The following is a 19300-nucleotide window of genomic DNA, read 5'->3' on the forward strand; positions in this document are numbered from 1 at the left end:
CTGTAAAAATTTTCTATATAAATTCAAGGAGAATCCAAGATGGAGCAAACACTATCTATAATTAAACCTGATGCCGTTAAAAAGGGCGTTATAGGCAAAATTATTAGTAGATTTGAAACTAACGGTTTAAGGATTGCGGCTGCAAAAAAAATGCAACTTAGCAGATATGATGCGGGAAAATTTTATGAAATTCATAAAGAAAGACCATTTTATAATGATTTAATCGATTTTATGACAAGCGGTCCTGTTGTGGTTATGGTGCTTGAAGGCGAAAATGCAGTTGCAAAAAATAGAGAACTTATGGGTGCAACTGATCCTAAAAAAGCTGAAAAAGGCACTATTAGAGCTGATTTTGCAGAAAGTATCGACGCAAACGCTGTTCATGGAAGCGACAGCTTAGAAAATGCAAAAAATGAAATCGCATTTTTCTTTGCAAAAAGAGAAATTTGCTAAATTTAAAGAGTTAAAAAATGATAAATTTCCAAAAAATTTCAAATTCGCCGACCGAATTTAGTATAGAATCTGACGGCGTTAAATTTAGTGGAAATTTAACTAAAAAAAGTCTAAATTTGGTATCTTGCAAAGGAAAAATGCAAGGCGTGATTCCATACATTTGCGATCGTTGTGGAAATGATTTTGAGCTAGAAATCGATGAAGAAATCGATTTGCTTTTAAGTGACGGAATTTTTAAAGATGAAAATCAAGCAAATTTAGATATAATGGAATTTTTTAACGGTCAAATTGACCTTGATGAAATTTTACAAAGCGAATTAGAAGCCTACAAAAGCGATTATTTATATTGTATGGCATGTAGAAACGAAAATTTATAAAGGAGTAGAAAAATGGCAGTTCCAAAGAGAAGAGTGAGCAAAACTCGCGCAGCAAAGAGAAGAACTCACTATAAAGTAACTCTTCCGATTCCTGTTAAAGACAAAGACGGAAGCTGGAAAATTCCACATAGAATAAATAAAAATACAGGCGAATACTAAAATATGACTTCGATTGCTATTGACGCAATGGGCGGTGATTTCGGCTGTGAGCCGATAGTAAGCGGTGTAATTTCGGCACTAAAAGAGCGTGAATTTCATGCTTTTTTGGTGGGCGATAAAGCACAAATCGAGCCTTTGATCCCAACACGATTTAAAAATTCAGTAACTTTTGTCCAAGCAGATGAGGTTTTTGATATGGGCGAGGGCGCGACCGATGCCTTAAAGCGCAAAGAAAGTAGTATTTACAAAGCCGTTGAACTAGTTAAAAACGGCGAGTGCAAAGCTGTTGTTTCAGCAGGTCATAGTGGTGCAACTATGAGTTTAGCGACTTTGCGTATCGGCAGACTTAAAAATGTCGCCAGACCACCACTTGCGACACTTATGCCAAATTCGCACGGCACTCATACGCTTGTGCTTGATGTGGGCGCAAATACTGACTGTAAGGCTGAATATCTATTTCAATTTGGCGTTATGGGCGAAGCCTATGCAACGGAAATTATGGGTTTAAACTCACCACGACTTGGACTTTTATCCAATGGCGAAGAAGATAGCAAAGGTAATGAAATTACCAAAGAAGCCTTTAAACAGCTTAAATCTCTTAAAAATTTTGTCGGTAACGCAGAGGGAAATCAAATTTTTGACGGCTCGGTTGATGTTATTATAACCGACGGATTTATCGGAAATGTGGTACTAAAAGCAAGTGAAGGCGTGGCAAGTGCGATAAATAAACTTATCAAAAAAGAGGTTAAAAAATCACCTATTGCTATAACAGGCGCTGTTTTGATGAACAAAGTTTTTAAGATAGTTAAGAAAAATACAGACTATGACGAATACGGCGGAGCTCCGCTTCTTGGTGTAAATGGCTGTGTTATTATAAGCCACGGCAAAAGCACACCAAAAGCTATCAAAAATGCCGTATTTCAGGCACTAAAATTCTCAAATTCAAACATAAATTCGGTAATTGAAAACAAATTATCACATTTTGAAAATTAGGACAAAAATGAAAAAAGCTTCAATGATTTCAATCGGTGCTTATGTGCCACAAAGAATTTTAACAAATTTTGATCTTGAAAAAATGGTCGAAACAAGCGACGAATGGATAACGAAGCGAACGGGAATTCATACTCGCCATATCGCAGATGAAAATGAAAGCACTAGCGATTTAGCGGTCAATGCGGCAAAATTAGCGATCAAGCGAAGTGGCTTGAATTTAGACGAAATTGATTGCGTTATTTGCGCGACTGTTAGTCCTGATCACTTTTGTATGCCTTCAACTGCGTGTTTAGTCGCAGAAAAACTTGGAATTCCAAGCGGGGTTACAGCTTTTGATATAAGTGCGGCTTGTAGCGGATTTATCTATGCTCTGCAAATTTCAAAAGGTCTAATCGAAAGTGGAATAAAACAAAATGTCCTTATAATCGGTGCTGAAAAGCTAAGCTCGATTGTAAATTGGGAAGATAGAAGCACCTGTGTGCTTTTTGGTGACGGAGCAGGGGCAGCTGTGATTTCGGCGCGAGATGATAACGAAATCATCGATGTGCATACTGCAAGCGACGGCGGCAAAGGGAATTTGCTAATCACTCCGGCACCCGGAAGTGCAAACCCGATGAGCCAAAGAGTTATTGATGAGAATTTGTGTTTCGTGCATATGAACGGCAACGAAGTTTTCAAAATCGCCGTAAATACACTAACGACAGATGTTATTGATATTTTAGAAAAAAATAGAATCGATCCAAAAAAAGTTGATCTTTTTATCCCGCACCAAGCAAATTTGCGTATTATCGAAGCGGTTAAAACTAGACTTGAATTTAGCGACGAGCAATGTATCGTAACCGTAGGTAAATTTGGCAATACAAGCTCAGCTTCAATCCCTATGGCGATAAATGACGCTTACGAAAGCGGTCGGCTAAAAACCGGTTCGTTAATGCTACTAGACGCATTTGGCGGCGGATTTACTTGGGGTTCGGCACTACTTAAATTTGGCGGAAAATAAAGCCAAATTTAACTCTCTAATCCAAATTTGTAATTTAAAAATCTAAATCAAATTTATTGTTTAAAATTAAAAAACAAAGCCAACAAAAAAGCTATGTGAAACTGAAAATAACTGAAAGGATTTAAAAAGAAATGGCTCCGGATGCTGGATTCGAACCAGCGACCAAGCGGTTAACAGCCGCCTACTCTACCGCTGAGCTAATCCGGAACAAAATGGTGCGGATGAGAGGACTTGAACCTCCACGCCGTGAAGCACCAGATCCTAAGTCTGGCGTGTCTGCCAATTTCACCACATCCGCGAAAAAAAGAAATGGTATTTTAGCTAAACATCGCTTAATGCTGACTTAAAAATGGTACGCCCAAGAGGATTCGAACCTCTGACCTACGGCTTAGAAGGCCGTTGCTCTATCCAACTGAGCTATGGACGCTCATATCAAAATCAGTGGTACGCTCGAAAGGAGTCGAACCTTCAACCTACAGATCCGAAGTCTGTTGCTCTATCCAATTGAGCTACGAGCGCGAAAGTGGGGTGAATTGTGGGAATCGAACCCACGACCCTCAGGACCACAATCTGATGCTCTAACCGACTGAGCTAAACTCACCACATGGTCGGAGCGAAAGGATTCGAACCTTCGACCCTCTGGTCCCAAACCAGATGCGCTACCAGACTGCGCTACGCTCCGTTACTGAATTTTGTGGAAATTGAAAGTTGCATTATATACGAATTTCGCTTTTTTGTCAATGAAATTTAGCTTAAATTTGCAAATTTTTCAAATAATAAAGTTAAAATTTGATAAAATTCTCCGTTTGAAAATAGCGAAATAAAATAACTTGTCAAATGTGAATTTATAAATTTAATAAATTCGTATCGCCAAAAGCGATACGACCTGAAATTGCTAAAATTTGTCATTGCGAGAAAACGAAGTTTTCGAAGCAAAACAAGCGTAGCGGTGCGAGTGCATAGCACGAAGCAGGTTTGGACGAGCCGTAGGCGAAGTCAATCCAGCAACGCCGACAGGCGTTTATTATTTGCAAATTTGCTTTTTAATAAACGGCTTTGCCGTTTGACTGGATTGCTTCGAGTTTTTCAAACTCTCGCAATGACGGAAAATTAAACATAAAGGATTAAATTTGAATAACCAAAATAAAATGCGAGAAAGAGCCGAGCAGTTAAAGAAAAACGCAGAAGCTAAAATTCAAAAGGCACAATTAAAAGAACAAAAATATCAACAAGATTTGGAATTTCAAAAGAAAAATAATCCAAATTTTAGGGATTATGATAAAGACCCACTAATAATACAAAGCTATGAAGAATTTTTTGTGCTTTCGTTATTTATGCCGTCTGGGATACTTAGTGCATATTTTTATGAATTATTAGAAGATTTTTACAAATTTAATAGTGTATCTTTTAATATTATTTGGTTAATAATCCCGTTGGCTTGGATATTGATTGCTTATCTTTTTCAAAAAACGCATTTTTCGAAGCATAAAATTAAATTTACAAATCAATATATAGAATTTATTGATAATGGGAAATTAAAAAAACAATGCGAAATTATAGAAAACAAGCTTGTCAAGCCATTTTTTACTTCTTGTAATATTAACAATAAAATACCAATGATTGCATTTGTTTATTGTATGATTTTGTTGGCTATATTTTTGTATTATAAAGGTGCAAAGTTTTTTATAACTATTTTTGTTATGCTTATATTCTTTTGTTTTTTCTATATACTCATCAAATTTTTATTTTATTTATTTTTAAATAAAAGTTTAAAAGGATTTTTAGTGTTTCCTTTTATACAAGTTACCGATAAATCATTTACTGCACCTGGTCACGGTATATTGTTTTCGGCTAGATATTTTTTAGTATATCTATACAACGATGAAATTTATAAAGAAGTCAAAAAATATTTTCTACAAAAAAATATAAATATTGATAATTTACCAATAAGGTATTTGCCTTTTTGATACAGAATAGAAAATAAAATTTAATAACATTTTTTTAAAGGAGATGAACTATGAGTTTAACAGGTAGTAGAGAAGCGAGAGCCAGGATTGAGTTAGATAAGGCAGCAAGGCTTCGTGCAAATTTAAAAATTTAGTCTAAATTTTTAGAAATTAAACGAATTTGCAAAAAATTTTACAAATATCGCAAAAGATATAAATCTGATAAGATTAAAATTTACTAATCGTATAAATTTACAAAACTAAATCTTAAATCCTAACGAAGCGACAAGCTTTATATCGCCTTTTATACTATCGCCGGTGGTGGTGAGAAAATCCCCTGTAATAGCCGAATTTACGCCGGAATTTAGCGCCTTTTCGATACTTTTACCTAGCTTTACGCGTCCGCCCGCAAAACGCAGATAAACGCGTGGTAAAATAAAGCGATACACGGCGATAGAGCGTAAAATTTCTTCTTCGCTAAGCGGAGCGCAGTTTTGAAGCGGAGTGCCTGAAATCGGCATTAAAATGTTTATCGGCACGGAGCTTACGCCAAGTGTGCGCAACTCAAACGCCATATCTATGCGGTCTTCCACGCTCTCGCCAAGCCCAAAAATCCCGCCGCTACACACATCAAGCCCGACAGCGTGGCAGTTTTTGATAGTTTGCACCCTATCGTCGTAAGTGTGCGTGGTGCAAATTCGCGGATAAAACCTGCGCGAAGTCTCTAAGTTGTGATGATAGGTTTTCACGCCACTATCTTTAAGCTTTTGCAAGGCTTCTTTTGTGGCAAGCCCAAACGAAGCGCAAAGGTGCAAATTCGTCTGCTCTCTTAGCGCACGATAAATTTGCTCGATTTTTGGCATATCTTTGTCATTTTCGCTTATCCCGCGACCACTAGCAACGAGCGAAAAGCGATGAACTTTTGCCTTTTCGTTTTGCCCTGCCATTTGCAAAACGGGCGCAGCATCCAAAAGCGAGTAAGTTTCGCAACCTGTTTTAAAATGCGCAGACTGGGCGCAATATTTGCAATTTTCCGAGCATTTGCCAGAACGCGCATTTATAATCGAGCAAAAATTAAACTCATCGCCACAGCAAATTTGCCTAATCTCATTTGCCGCGTCCAAAAGTGCGTCCAAATCGCTAGTTTTAGCTAAATTTAACGCTTCGTTTTTGCTTAAACACTCACCGGCGATAGCCTTGTTTTTCATCTCGTTTATAAAATTTAAATCGCTCATAAATATCCTAAATTATTAAATTTCGTCCGATTTTGCCAAATTTAAAATTCGCAAAAAAATAGTGATTTATTTTCTTGATTTTTTCTCATCAATCCCGCTAATGCCGTGTCTGCGATTAAGTTCGCTTAGCAAATTTTCAGGGTGAATTCCGTGATCTGCAAGGGCAACTAGCATGTGAAATAAAATGTCAGCCCCTTCATAAACGGCGTCAAATTTCGGCTCGTCTTTTTTATGTTCGCCGAAACTTTCAATGCCGAATTTAGCGTATTTTTCGGCTTTGCTTAAATCTTTACACGCTAATGCGAACTCGCACGCTTCTTCGGCGATTTTTTTAAGATAAGCATTTTCGCCTTTGGCATACAGACTTGCTACATAGGATTTTTCGGTATTTGCACTAAATTTTCGCTCTAAACAAGTGTGATAAATTTCATCTAAAATGTCATATTTCGGCTTTGAAACTATTTCATTTTGTGCTAAATTTGCCGAATTTTCGCCGTTTTCAAGCGAAATTTCATTAAAAAAGCACGATTTTTTGCCGGTATGACACGCGTTGCGGGTTTGCTCCACTTTTAACAAAAGCGTATCAAAATCGCAGTCCAGCGTGGCAGATTTGATTTTTTGGACATTTCCGCTTTCTTCGCCTTTTTTCCAAATGCGATTTTTTGTGCGTGAAAAATAGTGTGCAAAACCGCTTTTTAGGCTTAAATTTAGCGCTTCTTCGTTCATATATGCCATCATCAAAACTTCGCCGTTAGCGTCATTTTGCACCACCACAGGAAGCAAACCACCGACCTTTTGCCAATCAATCTTTAAATTCATTTTTTTGTGCCTTTAAATTTTTTCGGTAATTATACTAAAATTTGGAAAAAATCGGCAAAGCAAAACACAAATAAAAGCAAATTTGATAAATTTATGCCGACGATTTTGCAAATTTATTTAATTTGCAAAAGATATTCAAGACAGAGTAGGTATAGTATTCGTTAAAAATTTGCCTGTTCTAGCGAAGCTACCTGCGTCGGTAGTGAGCGACGAAATAGGCAAATTTTTAACGATTAATCTATGTGATATGGGGAATTTTAAATCTCTTTCGCTAAAAATTCACCCGTATAAGAGCCCGTTTTTTTGTAAGCTTTCGCTAACTGCTTTGGCGTTCCTTGTGCTATGATTTTTCCGCCGCCGTCCCCGCCTTCTGGTCCCATATCAATGAGATAATCGCAATTTTTGATAATATCCATATTATGCTCGATTACAAAAACCGAATTCCCCAAATCCACCAAATGATGAAGCACTCGAACAAGCCTATCGACATCGGCAAAATGAAGCCCGGTGGTCGGCTCATCTAAGATATAAAGCGTATTGCCCGTATCCGTGCGACTTAGCTCTTTTGCTAGTTTTACCCTTTGGGCTTCGCCGCCACTTAGCGTAGTGGCAGGTTGCCCCAGAGCCACATAGCCAAGCCCCACATCTTGGAGCGTTTTAAGTTTTGTTTGAATTTTTGGCACGGCTTTGAAAAATTCCAAAGCTTCATCGATACTCATAGCCAAAACTTCGGCGATATTTTTGTTTTTGTATAAAATTTCAAGTGTTTGAGCGTTGTAACGAGTGCCACTACAAACATCGCAAATCACGCTAATATCAGGCAAAAAGTGCATTTCGATTTTTATTTCGCCCTCTCCTGCGCATTTTTCGCAACGCCCACCTTTGACATTGAAGCTAAAACGCCCGATTTTATACCCACGCAAGGCAGCTTCTTTTGTAGCGGCAAAAAGGGCGCGAATTTCGTCCATGACACCTGTGTAAGTAGCAGGATTTGAACGCGGAGTGCGACCGATTGGGGTTTGATCAAGATAAATAACTTTGTCTAAATTTTCTAAGCCTGAAATTTTTGCATCTTTTACGATTTTAACCTTTTTGGCGTGATTTAGCTGTTCTAATGCCCTTGGTAAAATGGTTTGAAGCACGAGTGAGCTTTTTCCGCTACCGCTTACGCCTGTAATGCCTACCAAATTTCGCAAAGGAAATTTCGCATTTAAGCCTTTTATATTATTGATATTCACATTTTTTATGCCTAGCCATAGCTCTTGCGCTCTATTTTTTTGATAATTTATCTCTTTTTTATGCGTTAGATAAAGGGCAGTTTGTGTGTCGCTTTTTAGCAGTTTTTCCACACTTCCTGCAAATACGACATTTCCGCCATATTTACCGGCTCCCGGACCAATATCAACCACAAAATCGGCTTCTTCAATGGTTTTTTTATCGTGTTCGACGACGATAACAGAATTTCCTTTTTGTTGCAAATTTCGCAAAGTTTTAATGAGTTTTATCGTATCTCGCTCATGTAGCCCGATACTTGGCTCATCTAAAACATACATTACGCCGCTTAGCCCACTTCCGATTTGACTAGCTATGCGAATGCGTTGCGCTTCGCCACCGCTAATCGTCCTAGCGTCGCGACCAAGTGTTAGATAGCCAAGTCCGACATCTTTTAAAAAGAAAAGTCGTTCGTTGATTTCTTTTAAAATCGGCATCGCAATTTGACTTTGTTGTTCGCTAAATTTGCTAAAATTGCTTTCGTTTGAAAAAAATTCCACGCACTCATCAATGCTTAGACTTATGACTTCTCCAAGCGTTAAATTCGCTACTTTCACGGCTAAACTCTCAGGTTTTAGGCGTTTGCCACCACAATCCGAGCAAATTTTTTCGCTCATATATTCGTCCAAATCATTTTCATTTTTTAGCAAATCATAGGCGTATTTTATCGCGCCTTCAAATTTACGCATTAGTTTGTGGTGTTTCCAGTAAAACGGCACTTCCTTGACATTTCCATATAAAATGAGCTTTTTTTCGTCTTCGCTAAGTTCGACGTAAGGGACTTTCACGCTAATGCCGTTTGCTTCGCAAAAACCAAGCAAAAATTTATAATAATAACTCTTGTTAAAGCCATACATTAGTTTAACTGCGCCGTCTTCAATGCTGATATTTTCGTTGATGATTTTGTTTAAATCAAGGCTAAAACGAATTCCAAGCCCGTCGCAACTCTCGCACGCCCCTTTTGGCGAGTTAAAGCTAAATGCGAGTGGTTCAAGTGGCGTAAATGAAATTTTACAATCAAAACACGCCATGTGTTCGCTATAATGTATAAAATTTCGTTCTAAGCCCATCTCGTCAGCGTTTGCGATGTCGATTTCAACTTCGCCGTAGCTAAGTTTTAAAGATTTTTCTATATCACTTGCGATACGCACCGAATTTTCGCTATTTACGGCGGTGCGGTCGATGACGACTTTTATCGTGTGTTTTTTGGTTTTTGATAGCTCGATGTCTTCATCTAGGCGAACCATAACGCCGTCTATGATAGCTCTGACAAAGCCTTGATTTCGCAAATTTTCAATCATATCGGCAAATGTGCCTTTTTTTTCACGCACCAAAGGTGATAAAATGGAGATTTTCGTGCCATTAGGAAGCTTCATAACTTCTGCGATAATATCGCTTGAACTCATTTTTGAAATCGGTTTTCCACACTGATGACAATGCTGAACGCCAACCCTAGCGTATAAAAGTCGCAAATAATCATAAATTTCAGTTATCGTCCCCACGGTAGATCGTGGGTTTTTGGAAGTGGTTTTTTGATCTATCGCAATAGCAGGTGTTAGCCCGTCGATTTTATCGATGTCAGGCTTTCCAACGCGATCTAAAAACTGCCTAGCGTAGCTTGAAAGGCTCTCTACATAGCGTCTTTGACCCTCGGCATAAAGCGTATCAAACGCCAAAGTGCTTTTGCCAGAACCAGAAAGCCCCGTAAAAACTACAAGTTTATTTTTTGGAATCTCTAAATTTATATTTTGCAGATTATGCTCTCTTGCGCCCGTTATTTTGATTGTATCGTTCATTTTTTTTGCCTTAAAAATTTAATTAACCTTTCATTATAGCTGAAATTTGTTAAAATAGACAAAAAAATTTATAAGGATTTTTATGATTTTGATTCATACGGCACTTTTATGCGAAGCAATGCCGATAATAGAGCGATTTAAGCTAAAACTAGATAAAAGCGAAAAATTTAAAATTTACAAAAACGAGCAAATTTGGCTCTGTGTTTTGGGTGTGGGAGCAAAAAATACGGCAAATTTAGCTGAAATTTTATGCGTAAATTCTTTTAACAAAGTTATAAATTTAGGAATTTGTGGTTGTAGTGATAAAAGTGTTAAAATCGGCGAAATTTTTTGCATAAATGAAAAAATCGAAGGCTTTAAAACGGCAAATTTAGAGTGCGTCTCTTCGCCACAAACAGCGATAAAAGCTAAGCTTTGCGATATGGAAAGCGATGAATTTAGGCGAATTTGCACCGAATTTAATGTGCCATTTTTAATAGTAAAAATCGTAAGCGATCATCTAAACACTGAGAGAATTTCAAAGAATTTTGTGTATAATCTTGTCAAAAATCAAATCAAAAATATAGAAAGAATTTTATGAATTTAGACAGCAAAACGGCAGATTTTTTGACAAATTTATTTGAAAAATATCATTTTTCGTTTCAAGAAAAAAAGCAAATCAGCGAATTTGCAATCGATTTTGAAGCGTGGTGCGAAAAGCCAATTTATGAGTATTTTGATGAAAATTTTGTGCCGAATTTTTGCAAATTTGATGAGCATTCTCATGCAAAAGAGATTTTTGTAAATTTGCGAAAAATTTGGCAAGATTTAAAGCAAACTAAGCATAGTTATGCAAATTTCACTCCAAATTTAACGCCAAAACAAAATGAAATTTCGCTTTTTAGTAGCGATAAAATCGCACTTGGGCGTTGTCCTGTGGCTAGTGTTAATACAAGGTGTTGCAACCTTTTAACGCTTGATGCCGTGCAGTCATGCGGATTTGATTGCTCATATTGTTCTATTCAATCTTTTTACAACGGTGGTAAAATCGGCTTTAATACCGAATTTGCTAAAAATTTAAAGAATTTAAAGCTCAATCCAAACCAAATCTATCATATCGGCACAGGTCAAAGCTCGGACTCGCTTATGTGGGGCGATAAATTCGGCATTTTATCGGCTCTTTGTGAATTTGCGAAAAACAATCCAAATGTGATTTTAGAGCTTAAAAGCAAATCTGATAATATTAAATTTTTGCTAGAAAACGAAATTCCAAAGAATTTAATCGCAACTTTTTCGCTAAATACACCTACAATAGTGGAAAATGAAGAGCATTTTAGTGCAAATTTAAACGCGAGATTAAAAGCGGCAAAGGCTTTGAGCGATAAAGGAATTTTGGTTGGTTTTCACTTTCACCCGATGGTTTGGTATGAAAATTATCAAAGCGAATACGCTGACATTTTCGCGCATTTACAAAGCGAATTTGACCCGCAAAATATCGCTTGTGTGAGCTTTGGCACGCTTACATTTATAAAAAGCGTTATCAAAAAATTGCGTGAGAGAAAACGAAAATCAAAAATTTTGCAAATGCCTTTGTGCGAAATCAACGGCAAATTTTCGTATCCACACGAAATCAAAAAAGAGATGTTTAAATTCGCCTATGAAAGTTTTACAAAGTGGCATGGCAAGGTATTTTTTTATATGTGTATGGAAGAAAAATTGCTTTGGAGCGAGTGTTTTGGCTATGAGTTTGGCTCAAATGACGAGATGGAAAGGGCGATGAAAAAGGCATATTTTGAAAAAATCGCCTTAAAGGGGGCAAGATGAAAGCTTTGGTAACGGGCGTTGGTGGCGGTATCGGCGGGGAGTGCGCGAAAATTTTAAAAGCAAACGGCTATGAAATTTTGACACTAAAAAGCCGTTTTGAAAATTTAAATGAGCTTGAAAAAGAAGTTAGCGAACTCTCGCAAAAGCACGAAATTTCGGCACTTTTGCTCTGTGCGGGTGTTGGCAAATTTGACCCGCTTGAATGCCAAAAAGCAGGCGAAATCGCAAATTTAATCAATATAAATTTAAGCGCAAATTTAATCATAACTTCGCTTTTGCTTAAAAATTTAAAACGCAACCACGCCCATATCATCGGCATTTCATCGATTGAAGCTTTGCGTTTTAGTAAATTTTCTTGTGCGTATAGTGCTTCTAAGGCAGGGCTAAGGGCTTTTTTGCTCTCGCTTTTTGAAGAAAATCGCAAAGAAATCAAGGTTACATGTATAAACCCTGACATCGTCAAAACGCCGTTTTACGATGATTTGCGTTTTGAGCCAAGCGACGATGAGAGCTCATATATCGACGCGGAAGAGATAGCAAATTTGGTTTTGGAAATTTTACGCACAAAGTCGGTGGTTGCAGATATAACGATACGACCGAAAATTTTAAAACTAAATAAAAAATCTTTTTGAATTTATTAAGTTGAACCGAGCCTAGCTTTTTCGTCATGCAAACTCGGGCAGACGAATTTAGTCTAGCTCTTCGTTTGCCTGACGAAAAATCGTCGGCATTTGTAATTTAAGTTGCTATATAATGTCATTGCGAGAAATGCAAAGCATTAGGCGTTTTTGAATTTGTAAGTTTGCATTTAATTACGGCTTTGTGCCGAAAATGAAAGGATAGAAATGAAATTTAAAAATCCGATTGTTTATGTGGATAGATTTTATGATTTAATCAAATTTGCTTTTGATAGAAAATATAATATTTCGGGGTTTATGCTTTTATTATTACCATTTGTTATTTTTATACTATTTTCGGTTATTTATTTGAATTCGCCAACGGAAAAAGATGTTAAAAATCCACAAATTTTTCAAGGAGTTATTGAAGAATTTAAAGAATTTGATAGTTATAGGGGCGGTAGTGGTTGTAGGATAAAAATCAATGATTTTTCTTGGCAAGTATTAAACAGCACTGGGGTCGGACCTGATGCGGCTTATGAAAAATTTATATCATCATTATACGGATATAAATCGCAAATTTACTATGATGATTATAAAGAATTTGGTCAGCTATTTTGCAAACAACTTAAACAAGAATTTGTAACTAAGAAATGTATAATATTAAAATTAGTCAAATATAAAATACTATCAGAATACTCCTACTGCGACGGCAAACAACTATTAAAACGAGATGATAAATTTTGGGATTTTCTGTATTTTAGGAGAAATTTAAAGATATTATTTGGTTTTATATTGCTTTTTATATTTATTTTAATATGTCATAAAATAAACAAAGAACAGAAAAATTTTAATAAAAACATTAAAATTCGAAAGGATAAAAAATGGGAAAATTAATTGGAAAATTAAATAGTATCGTAGGGTGGGCATCCTTGCCCACCGAAAATTTTTAATAAAACTACAAAAAATCCAAAGTGCGTTAATTTAAATTTTATGTTAAAAAACTTAAATTAATGCACTTTTTGTGCGTTAAGTTCAGCTTTTGCCTTTTTGCGATTGTAAATTTTTTTAGATTTTACAACGCGACTTTTTAATGAAATTTCACGGCGAAAATTCGCCAAAATCGCTTTATCTCGCATGATTTTGCTCCTTTCGTTTAGATTTTGGATTTTGATTTGACTACTAAAAGATAAATTTTGCTTTAAAGTGGTTGTGGTAAATAAGCTTATCTGCCCTACAAATGATTTAAATTTGCGTTAATTCTTTTGCAAATTATTGTTATTGTTGTCATTTTAATCTGATGAGCAAAAAATCTTTTGGAATTTAAAAATAAATTTGATTAAAAATAAAAAATGCGACGAAGACTCAATCCCCGTCGCATAAGAAATAGAGTTATTATTTCAAAGTTTCGATGAAATCATTAACAGCAGCCATATCGTCATCGCTCATAGTAGCCATTTGACCTTTCATAACTGCACCCATGCCGATTTTACCTTTGCCTTCGCCGATTGTGCCTGCTTTGTAAGCTTTCATATCAGCTAGTCTAGCTTCTTTGTCCAAAGTTGTAAGTACAGGAACCTTATTTAGGTAAGATTTTTCTGCTTTTGCACCATGACAAGCAGCACATTTTTTAAATAGTGCTTCGCCGTCAGCCGCAAAAGAACTACATGCAAAAGCTGCAAGAGCAGCGCAAACGATTAGTGATTTTTTCATTTTTATATCCTTTCAGGTAAATTGCAAGTGGCATTATAATGAAAAAAAATAAATATTTATTTAAAATTTTATTTACTTTTTACTAATCGATAAAATTTATTCTTAAATTACAAATTAGTGCCATTTTTTGCGAACTTTTTGCTAAATTCTTAAATATATAGGCAAATAAAAAATTTAAAATAGATTTAATTTTTATCAAAATTGACCAAAATTTAATAAATTTTAAGCCTATTTTAAGCGAGAAATTTCGCCGTTTTTCATTTTGTAAATTTTATCTGCATACTCAAAATATCTATCATCGTGGCTGATTGCAAAAATCGTATAACCTTTGGCTTTTAGGGTTCCTAAAATTTCTTCGTAAAACTGCTTTCTAAAAACAGGATCTTGATCGGCTGCCCACTCATCAAGCATTAAAAATTTATTATTTTCTAAAAGTGTGCTAACCATCGCAAGGCGTTTTCGCTGACCACTAGAAAGATTTGTCGTGCTAAATTTGGCAAATTTACTTGCTTCGTTTTCGCTTTTTTCACCTTTTTCGATATTTACTTTACCTGTTAATGCCATTTTTTCTAGCCATGCTTTGGCGATCTCTTCATCTCCCAAAACATCGTCAAACAGGTAAAAGTCGCTAAAAATCGCACTTATGTTATTTCGATAACTTTGTAAATTTTGCTCCGTGATTTTGGTGTCATCTACCCAAATTTCCCCGCTAGTGGCTTCATAAAGTCCTGCTAAAATCATAAAAAGCGTTGATTTTCCGCTTCCGTTATCGCCTACTAAAAACACGATTTCGCCACTATTTATCTCTAAATTTATATTTTTTAAACCAAATTCGCTGTTTTTGTATCTGAAATTTATGTTTTTTAGTTTTAGGCTTTTCCACTCAGGCAGACTTTCACTCCAAAATTCAGGCTTAAATTCGTCCAAATTTAAATCTTGAATTTTATTAAAAGCGATTTTTGCACGAAGCAAACTAGGAAACGAAAAGGCAACGGTCATCAAAGGCCCTCTTAAAAACAAAACAGTAAGTGCAACGGTTACGGCATTTGCAAGATCTTCTTTGCTTCCGCCAAGCCCGTAATAAAGCACAACACCAACTGCGCCTAAAAGCATAATGCTCATAAAATTACTAGCAAAAGCCTGATAAATTTGCGCTCTTAGCGATGTTTGGCGTAAATTTGTTGCATTTGGCAGAAATTTGTTTTCGTATAAATTTTTTGCTTTAACAGAGTTGATAGAAAGCTCTTTATGTCCTTCGATACTTGCTTTATAGTTTTTATAAAGTGCATCTTCGCCCTGCCTGTAAGCGTCGAAATTTGCAATAACCTTTTTCATAAAAAAGTGCCAAATAATCATCAATGCACCAATCCAAAAAAACAAAAATAAAAACATATCAAAAGAGATATAAGCGATATAAATTCCCACGAAAATCACCATCATCACACCTTGGACGAGTTCGGAAATTCGCATAAAGCCGTCAGTCAAGCGAGAAATGTCGCTAGAAAGGGACGCAAGTAAATTTGCCTGACCTGCTTGCTCGATTTTTTGGTATTTTGTGTCGATGATTTGTTTTATGATTTTGCTTCTAAGATTAAACACAAAATTTGTTTCGATTTTGCAAAGCACGGCACGAGATAGTATAGAAAGCCCTAAAAACAGCAAAAGTAAAGCAAAAAAGAAAAACATTATTTGAAGATTTTTTGTTTCAAGTTTTAGCAAATATTTATTTATAAACGATAGAATCGCTATGCTTGAACCACTATAAATGGCATTTAAAACAATCATAAAAATTATCTGTTTGATTAAAGCAGGAGTAAATTTGTTTAAAATTTCTTTCATAAATTTGCCTTTAAATTTTTTGAAATAATTTAGAATTTTCGCCTTTTAGTGCTAAAAATTTGCTTAAAATTTGTCAAAATTTTCTTCCAAAATTAATTTTGTTTATCAAAAATTAAATTTTTCCATTTTTAAGTTTAAGAAAATTTTAAACATATATTAAATTTATATAAATTGCCTAAAATTGGGATTTTTATCTAAAATTAGGCTTTTTATAAAATAAAATTTTTATTATTTATCTAAAATATCATTTTCATTTAATATTTATTTGGATATAATTTTAGGATTTTTTATTTTTAGAAAGGATTGGATAATGTCTGTAAAATTTAAAGAACGACGCGATTTTATTGGACTTGCCTTTGGTGCGACTGCTGCTGTGGGTGGCATATTGGCACTTGGCGGTTTGAAAAAATCGTGGGATCCGCTTCCTAGCGTTAGAGCAGCGGGTTTTACGACTATTGATTTGGGTGGCGTTAAAGAAGGCGAACTCTATGTAACTCAATGGCGAAAAAAACCTATTTTTGTGCTTAAAAAAACCGCACAAATGGAAGCAAACGAAAAAAGAGATATTGTAGTCGATGGTGCTAGATATATAGTATGTATCGGTCTTTGCACACATTTGGGTTGTATTCCTAGCTATAATCCTAGCAAACAACTTTTTGTATGTGCCTGTCATGGGGGTCAGTTTGATGTGAGTGGCGAAAATGTTTTTGGACCACCGCCAAGACCGCTTGATATTCCGCCGTTTAAAATCGAAGGCACTAAGATAGTTTTGGGCGAAGAAGGCCCTGAATATAAAGCCTTAATGCAAGCGTAGGAGGGATAAAATATGGCACATATCACAAAAGCTACTAGCCTTTTAGATTGGTTTGATCAAAGACTAGCTGTTAAAAAATTTATGAAAGTTATGGTGAGTGAATATTGGATTCCAAAAAATATTAACTTCCTATGGGCTATGGGCGTTATTTTGATGACGCTTTTTGTTGTTTTATTTTTAAGCGGTTTAATGCTTGTAATGTATTATAAACCGGACGCAGCATTAGCGTTTGATAGCGTAAATAAAACTATCATGCAAGAAGTTGAGTATGGTTGGCTATGGCGACATATACACGCTGTTGCTGCTTCTGTTGTATTTTTAGTAATGTATATCCACTTATTTACTGGACTTTATTATCGCTCTTACAAACAAGGCAGAGAGATGATTTGGGTAAGCGGTATGCTACTATTTATGATTTTCTCAGCCGAAGCATTTAGTGGATATATGCTTCCTTGGGGACAAATGAGCTACTGGGCTGCGATGGTTATCACAAATTTATTTGGCGGAATTCCTGTTATTGGGGATGCTGTTGTTGAGTGGATTAGAGGTGATTATGCCGTAAGTGATCCAACACTAACTAGATTTTTCATGCTCCATGTTTGTTTATTGCCGATTGTTGTTATTGCCGTGATTGCGCTTCACTTTTATGCTTTAAGATTTCCGCATGTAAATAATTTAGAGGGCGAAGAGATTGATTTTGAGCTTGAAGCAGAAAAATACTTAAAAGGCGAAACAAAAGAGAGCAAAGTTATTCCATTTTGGCCGGGATTTTTATCAAAAGACTTTTTCTACCTATCAATCTTTATGATTTTCTTCTTCTACTTGGTAGGTTTTCACTTTGATTTTGCTATGGATCCGATTAACTTTGATCCTGCAAATGATATGAAAACACCTGCTCATATTTATCCTGAGTGGTATTTCTTGTGGCAATATGAAATTTTAAGAGGATTTTTCTTTGATGTTGGTCCTTTAAAAGCAGCAGACATTGGTCTTATAGCGTTTGCGTTTGCCGGAATTTCACTGATTTTAGTTCCTTGGATGGATAGAAGTAGCGTTGTAGAACCGGCACACAAAAACAAAGCATATTTGGTCTGGTTTTGGGTTTTGGTTATTGATATGATACTTTTAAGTCTATTTGGTAAATTACCTGCTGACGGATCTACGCTTGGTGTATTAAATACTTACTGGGGATTTTTGCTATCTATAATATACATATTCTTAATAGTAGTATTTTTGCCTTTGATAACAATAGCTGAAAGAAAAGAAAGGTAAAACAGATGAATAAAGAACTAAAAGTATTATTAATCCTTATCGTAAGTGTTTTGGTTACATATTGGTTTATCGAGCCTTATGCTCACTCAAAACTAAGTCCGCATGTTGCACCTGTGAATTATGATTTTAGTCAAGGGGACGCTTTATCTACAAAAGACAATATCGATATGGCTCAAAGCGCACTTGAAAATGCAAAATCTCGCAATGACGAAAAAGCTATCGCAGCGGCAGAAGCTGATTTAAATTTGGCAAAAGAAAATCAAGATAAAGCGACTTTGTTTTGGAACGAAGTAAATCAAATTGATTTTAGTAAAGGTGATGCTTCAACGGGAGCTGAAACATTTATAAATGCAGGTTGTACGGCATGTCACGGCGTAGAAGCAGCAGGACTTCCTGCTCCTATGGACGGCGAAACAGCTAGTGATGCTTATGGCGTAAATCCGCCTGATTTAAGCACAGCAGGTTATTTATATGATGAAAAATTCTTAGCCGCTATCATCAAAGATCCTGTTATGGCATTAAAATTGGGTCATAAATTCGGCGATGAAACTCCGTTTCCTATGCCGGGATTTTTCGGTCTTGGCGGTGATATAAACCAAGAACTAGCCGACATTGTAGCCTATTTAAAATCAATCGCACCAAAAGAGATGGAAAACTCAGCGGTATTTGATAACGCTTGTAGCCGTTGCCACGATGTAAAATATGACAACAAAGCAATGACTAGCAATATTGACGCGCTTAGCAAATATATGGGCTCAACACCGCCTGATTTGTCTATGATGATTAGATCAAAAAGAGCTAGTTATCTGCATGAATTTATTAACGATCCACAAAAAAGATTACCGGGAACTTCTATGCCACGCGTTGGTTTAAATCAACAAGCAGAAGATCAAGTCGTTGCGTACTTAGAAAATGTCGGCGATAGCAAAAAAAGCGAAAGAGAGAAAACAACCATTTGGATTATGATCTATTTTGCGATTTTAGCTGTATTTGCAGGACTTTGGAAAAAGAAAGTTTGGGAAAAACTTCACTAAAATTTTAAATTCGGTAGCTAAATTTAGCTACCGAATTTTTATCTCATAAAATTCATAACTTTGCCCCGTTTTACTAAATTTATAAGCTTTATCATTTATCATTATATTTTCTTTTTGAATTTTATTAAATTCAAAATCATTTTTAATTGATAATTTTA

The 19300-nt window shown here is 35.8% G+C and carries 19 protein-coding genes and 6 tRNA genes; 13 read left to right on the forward strand and 12 right to left on the reverse strand.

What is annotated here, in order from left to right; all coding sequences use genetic code 11:
• Positions 1-39 precede the first annotated feature (39 nt).
• The 5 genes from ndk to PF028_RS07570 are packed head-to-tail and all read left to right on the forward strand — an operon-like array spanning position 40 to position 2982.
• Complete coding sequence (gene ndk, locus PF028_RS07550) at positions 40-453, forward strand: nucleoside-diphosphate kinase (RefSeq protein WP_270860592.1); 414 nt, start codon at positions 40-42, stop codon at positions 451-453.
• Positions 454-470: 17 nt separating this feature from the next.
• The gene (locus tag PF028_RS07555; RefSeq protein WP_270860593.1) at positions 471-830 is read left to right on the forward strand and encodes a YceD family protein; all 360 of its coding nucleotides are present in this window, start codon (positions 471-473) and stop codon (positions 828-830) included.
• Positions 831-842: 12 nt separating this feature from the next.
• The gene (gene rpmF, locus PF028_RS07560) at positions 843-989 is read left to right on the forward strand and encodes a 50S ribosomal protein L32 (RefSeq protein ID WP_270860594.1); all 147 of its coding nucleotides are present in this window, start codon (positions 843-845) and stop codon (positions 987-989) included.
• 3 nt (positions 990-992) lie between these two features.
• Positions 993-1982: a phosphate acyltransferase PlsX gene (gene plsX, locus PF028_RS07565; protein WP_270860595.1), complete on the forward strand. Its 990-nt coding sequence runs from the start codon at positions 993-995 to the stop codon at positions 1980-1982.
• 7 nt (positions 1983-1989) lie between these two features.
• Entirely contained in the window at positions 1990-2982 is a 993-nt protein-coding gene (locus tag PF028_RS07570) for a beta-ketoacyl-ACP synthase III (RefSeq protein ID WP_270860596.1), read from the forward strand.
• A 132-nt stretch (positions 2983-3114) separates the two neighbouring features.
• Here PF028_RS07570 and PF028_RS07575 read toward each other — a convergent pair.
• The 6 genes from PF028_RS07575 to PF028_RS07600 all read right to left on the reverse strand — a co-directional run bounded on the left by PF028_RS07575 (position 3115) and on the right by PF028_RS07600 (position 3664).
• Positions 3115-3189, reverse strand: a tRNA-Asn gene (locus tag PF028_RS07575).
• A gap of 6 nt (positions 3190-3195) precedes the next feature.
• Positions 3196-3280: transfer RNA gene (locus PF028_RS07580), tRNA-Leu, on the reverse strand.
• Between the two features lie 52 nt (positions 3281-3332).
• Positions 3333-3409, reverse strand: a tRNA-Arg gene (locus PF028_RS07585).
• 15 nt (positions 3410-3424) lie between these two features.
• A tRNA-Arg gene (locus PF028_RS07590) sits at positions 3425-3501 on the reverse strand.
• A gap of 5 nt (positions 3502-3506) precedes the next feature.
• Positions 3507-3583 (reverse strand) — tRNA-His (locus PF028_RS07595).
• A 4-nt stretch (positions 3584-3587) separates the two neighbouring features.
• A tRNA-Pro gene (locus PF028_RS07600) sits at positions 3588-3664 on the reverse strand.
• 448 nt (positions 3665-4112) lie between these two features.
• On the opposite strand from PF028_RS07600, the gene PF028_RS07605 reads away from it, so the two are divergent.
• Complete coding sequence (locus PF028_RS07605) at positions 4113-4949, forward strand: hypothetical protein (RefSeq protein WP_270860597.1); 837 nt, start codon at positions 4113-4115, stop codon at positions 4947-4949.
• Positions 4950-5188: 239 nt separating this feature from the next.
• Here the strand turns inward: PF028_RS07605 and bioB are convergent, their stop codons facing one another.
• From bioB to uvrA, 3 genes are all read right to left on the reverse strand, one after another.
• Positions 5189-6163 (reverse strand): biotin synthase BioB, encoded by a 975-nt coding sequence (gene bioB / locus PF028_RS07610; RefSeq protein ID WP_270860598.1) that lies wholly within the window; start codon positions 6161-6163, stop codon positions 5189-5191.
• Between the two features lie 66 nt (positions 6164-6229).
• Complete coding sequence (hisIE, locus tag PF028_RS07615) at positions 6230-6982, reverse strand: bifunctional phosphoribosyl-AMP cyclohydrolase/phosphoribosyl-ATP diphosphatase HisIE (RefSeq protein WP_270860599.1); 753 nt, start codon at positions 6980-6982, stop codon at positions 6230-6232.
• Positions 6983-7239: 257 nt separating this feature from the next.
• Positions 7240-10050, reverse strand: coding sequence for an excinuclease ABC subunit UvrA (uvrA, locus tag PF028_RS07620; protein WP_270860600.1), 2811 nt, complete (start codon positions 10048-10050; stop codon positions 7240-7242).
• An 82-nt stretch (positions 10051-10132) separates the two neighbouring features.
• Here uvrA and PF028_RS07625 point away from each other — a divergent pair, with 82 nt between their 5' ends.
• The 4 genes from PF028_RS07625 to PF028_RS07640 all read left to right on the forward strand — a co-directional run bounded on the left by PF028_RS07625 (position 10133) and on the right by PF028_RS07640 (position 13367).
• A complete protein-coding gene (locus PF028_RS07625; protein WP_270860601.1) occupies positions 10133-10630 on the forward strand; it encodes a phosphorylase family protein in 498 nt (165 codons plus the stop codon).
• On the forward strand, positions 10627-11853 hold the full coding sequence (locus tag PF028_RS07630; protein ID WP_270860602.1) for an SPL family radical SAM protein: 1227 nt from the start codon (positions 10627-10629) through the stop codon (positions 11851-11853). Before PF028_RS07625 ends, PF028_RS07630 begins: the two co-directional genes overlap by 4 nt.
• Positions 11850-12485, forward strand: a complete 636-nt coding sequence (locus tag PF028_RS07635) for an SDR family oxidoreductase (protein WP_270860603.1) — start codon at positions 11850-11852, stop codon at positions 12483-12485. Before PF028_RS07630 ends, PF028_RS07635 begins: the two co-directional genes overlap by 4 nt.
• A gap of 213 nt (positions 12486-12698) precedes the next feature.
• Positions 12699-13367, forward strand: coding sequence for a hypothetical protein (locus tag PF028_RS07640; protein ID WP_270860604.1), 669 nt, complete (start codon positions 12699-12701; stop codon positions 13365-13367).
• A 113-nt stretch (positions 13368-13480) separates the two neighbouring features.
• Here PF028_RS07640 and PF028_RS07645 read toward each other — a convergent pair whose 3' ends face one another.
• From PF028_RS07645 to PF028_RS07655, 3 genes are all read right to left on the reverse strand, one after another.
• The gene (locus tag PF028_RS07645) at positions 13481-13609 is read right to left on the reverse strand and encodes a hypothetical protein (protein WP_270860605.1); all 129 of its coding nucleotides are present in this window, start codon (positions 13607-13609) and stop codon (positions 13481-13483) included.
• A 256-nt stretch (positions 13610-13865) separates the two neighbouring features.
• The gene (locus PF028_RS07650; protein WP_270860606.1) at positions 13866-14183 is read right to left on the reverse strand and encodes a c-type cytochrome; all 318 of its coding nucleotides are present in this window, start codon (positions 14181-14183) and stop codon (positions 13866-13868) included.
• Between the two features lie 228 nt (positions 14184-14411).
• Positions 14412-16022 (reverse strand): cyclic peptide export ABC transporter, encoded by a 1611-nt coding sequence (locus tag PF028_RS07655; protein WP_270860607.1) that lies wholly within the window; start codon positions 16020-16022, stop codon positions 14412-14414.
• A 310-nt stretch (positions 16023-16332) separates the two neighbouring features.
• Here PF028_RS07655 and PF028_RS07660 point away from each other — a divergent pair, with 310 nt between their 5' ends.
• From PF028_RS07660 to PF028_RS07670, 3 genes are read left to right on the forward strand one after another with little or no spacing between them, the layout of a single operon-like run.
• Positions 16333-16836 (forward strand): Rieske 2Fe-2S domain-containing protein, encoded by a 504-nt coding sequence (locus PF028_RS07660; protein ID WP_270860608.1) that lies wholly within the window; start codon positions 16333-16335, stop codon positions 16834-16836.
• Positions 16837-16848: 12 nt separating this feature from the next.
• Positions 16849-18108, forward strand: a complete 1260-nt coding sequence (locus PF028_RS07665; RefSeq protein WP_270860609.1) for a cytochrome b — start codon at positions 16849-16851, stop codon at positions 18106-18108.
• 5 nt (positions 18109-18113) lie between these two features.
• Positions 18114-19142, forward strand: a complete 1029-nt coding sequence (locus tag PF028_RS07670; RefSeq protein WP_270860610.1) for a c-type cytochrome — start codon at positions 18114-18116, stop codon at positions 19140-19142.
• Positions 19143-19300: the final 158 nt, after the last annotated feature.

Origin of the sequence: Campylobacter sp. CN_NE2 (assembly GCF_027797465.1) — a bacterium.
In the GTDB taxonomy this organism is placed as follows: Bacteria; Campylobacterota; Campylobacteria; order Campylobacterales; family Campylobacteraceae; genus Campylobacter_B.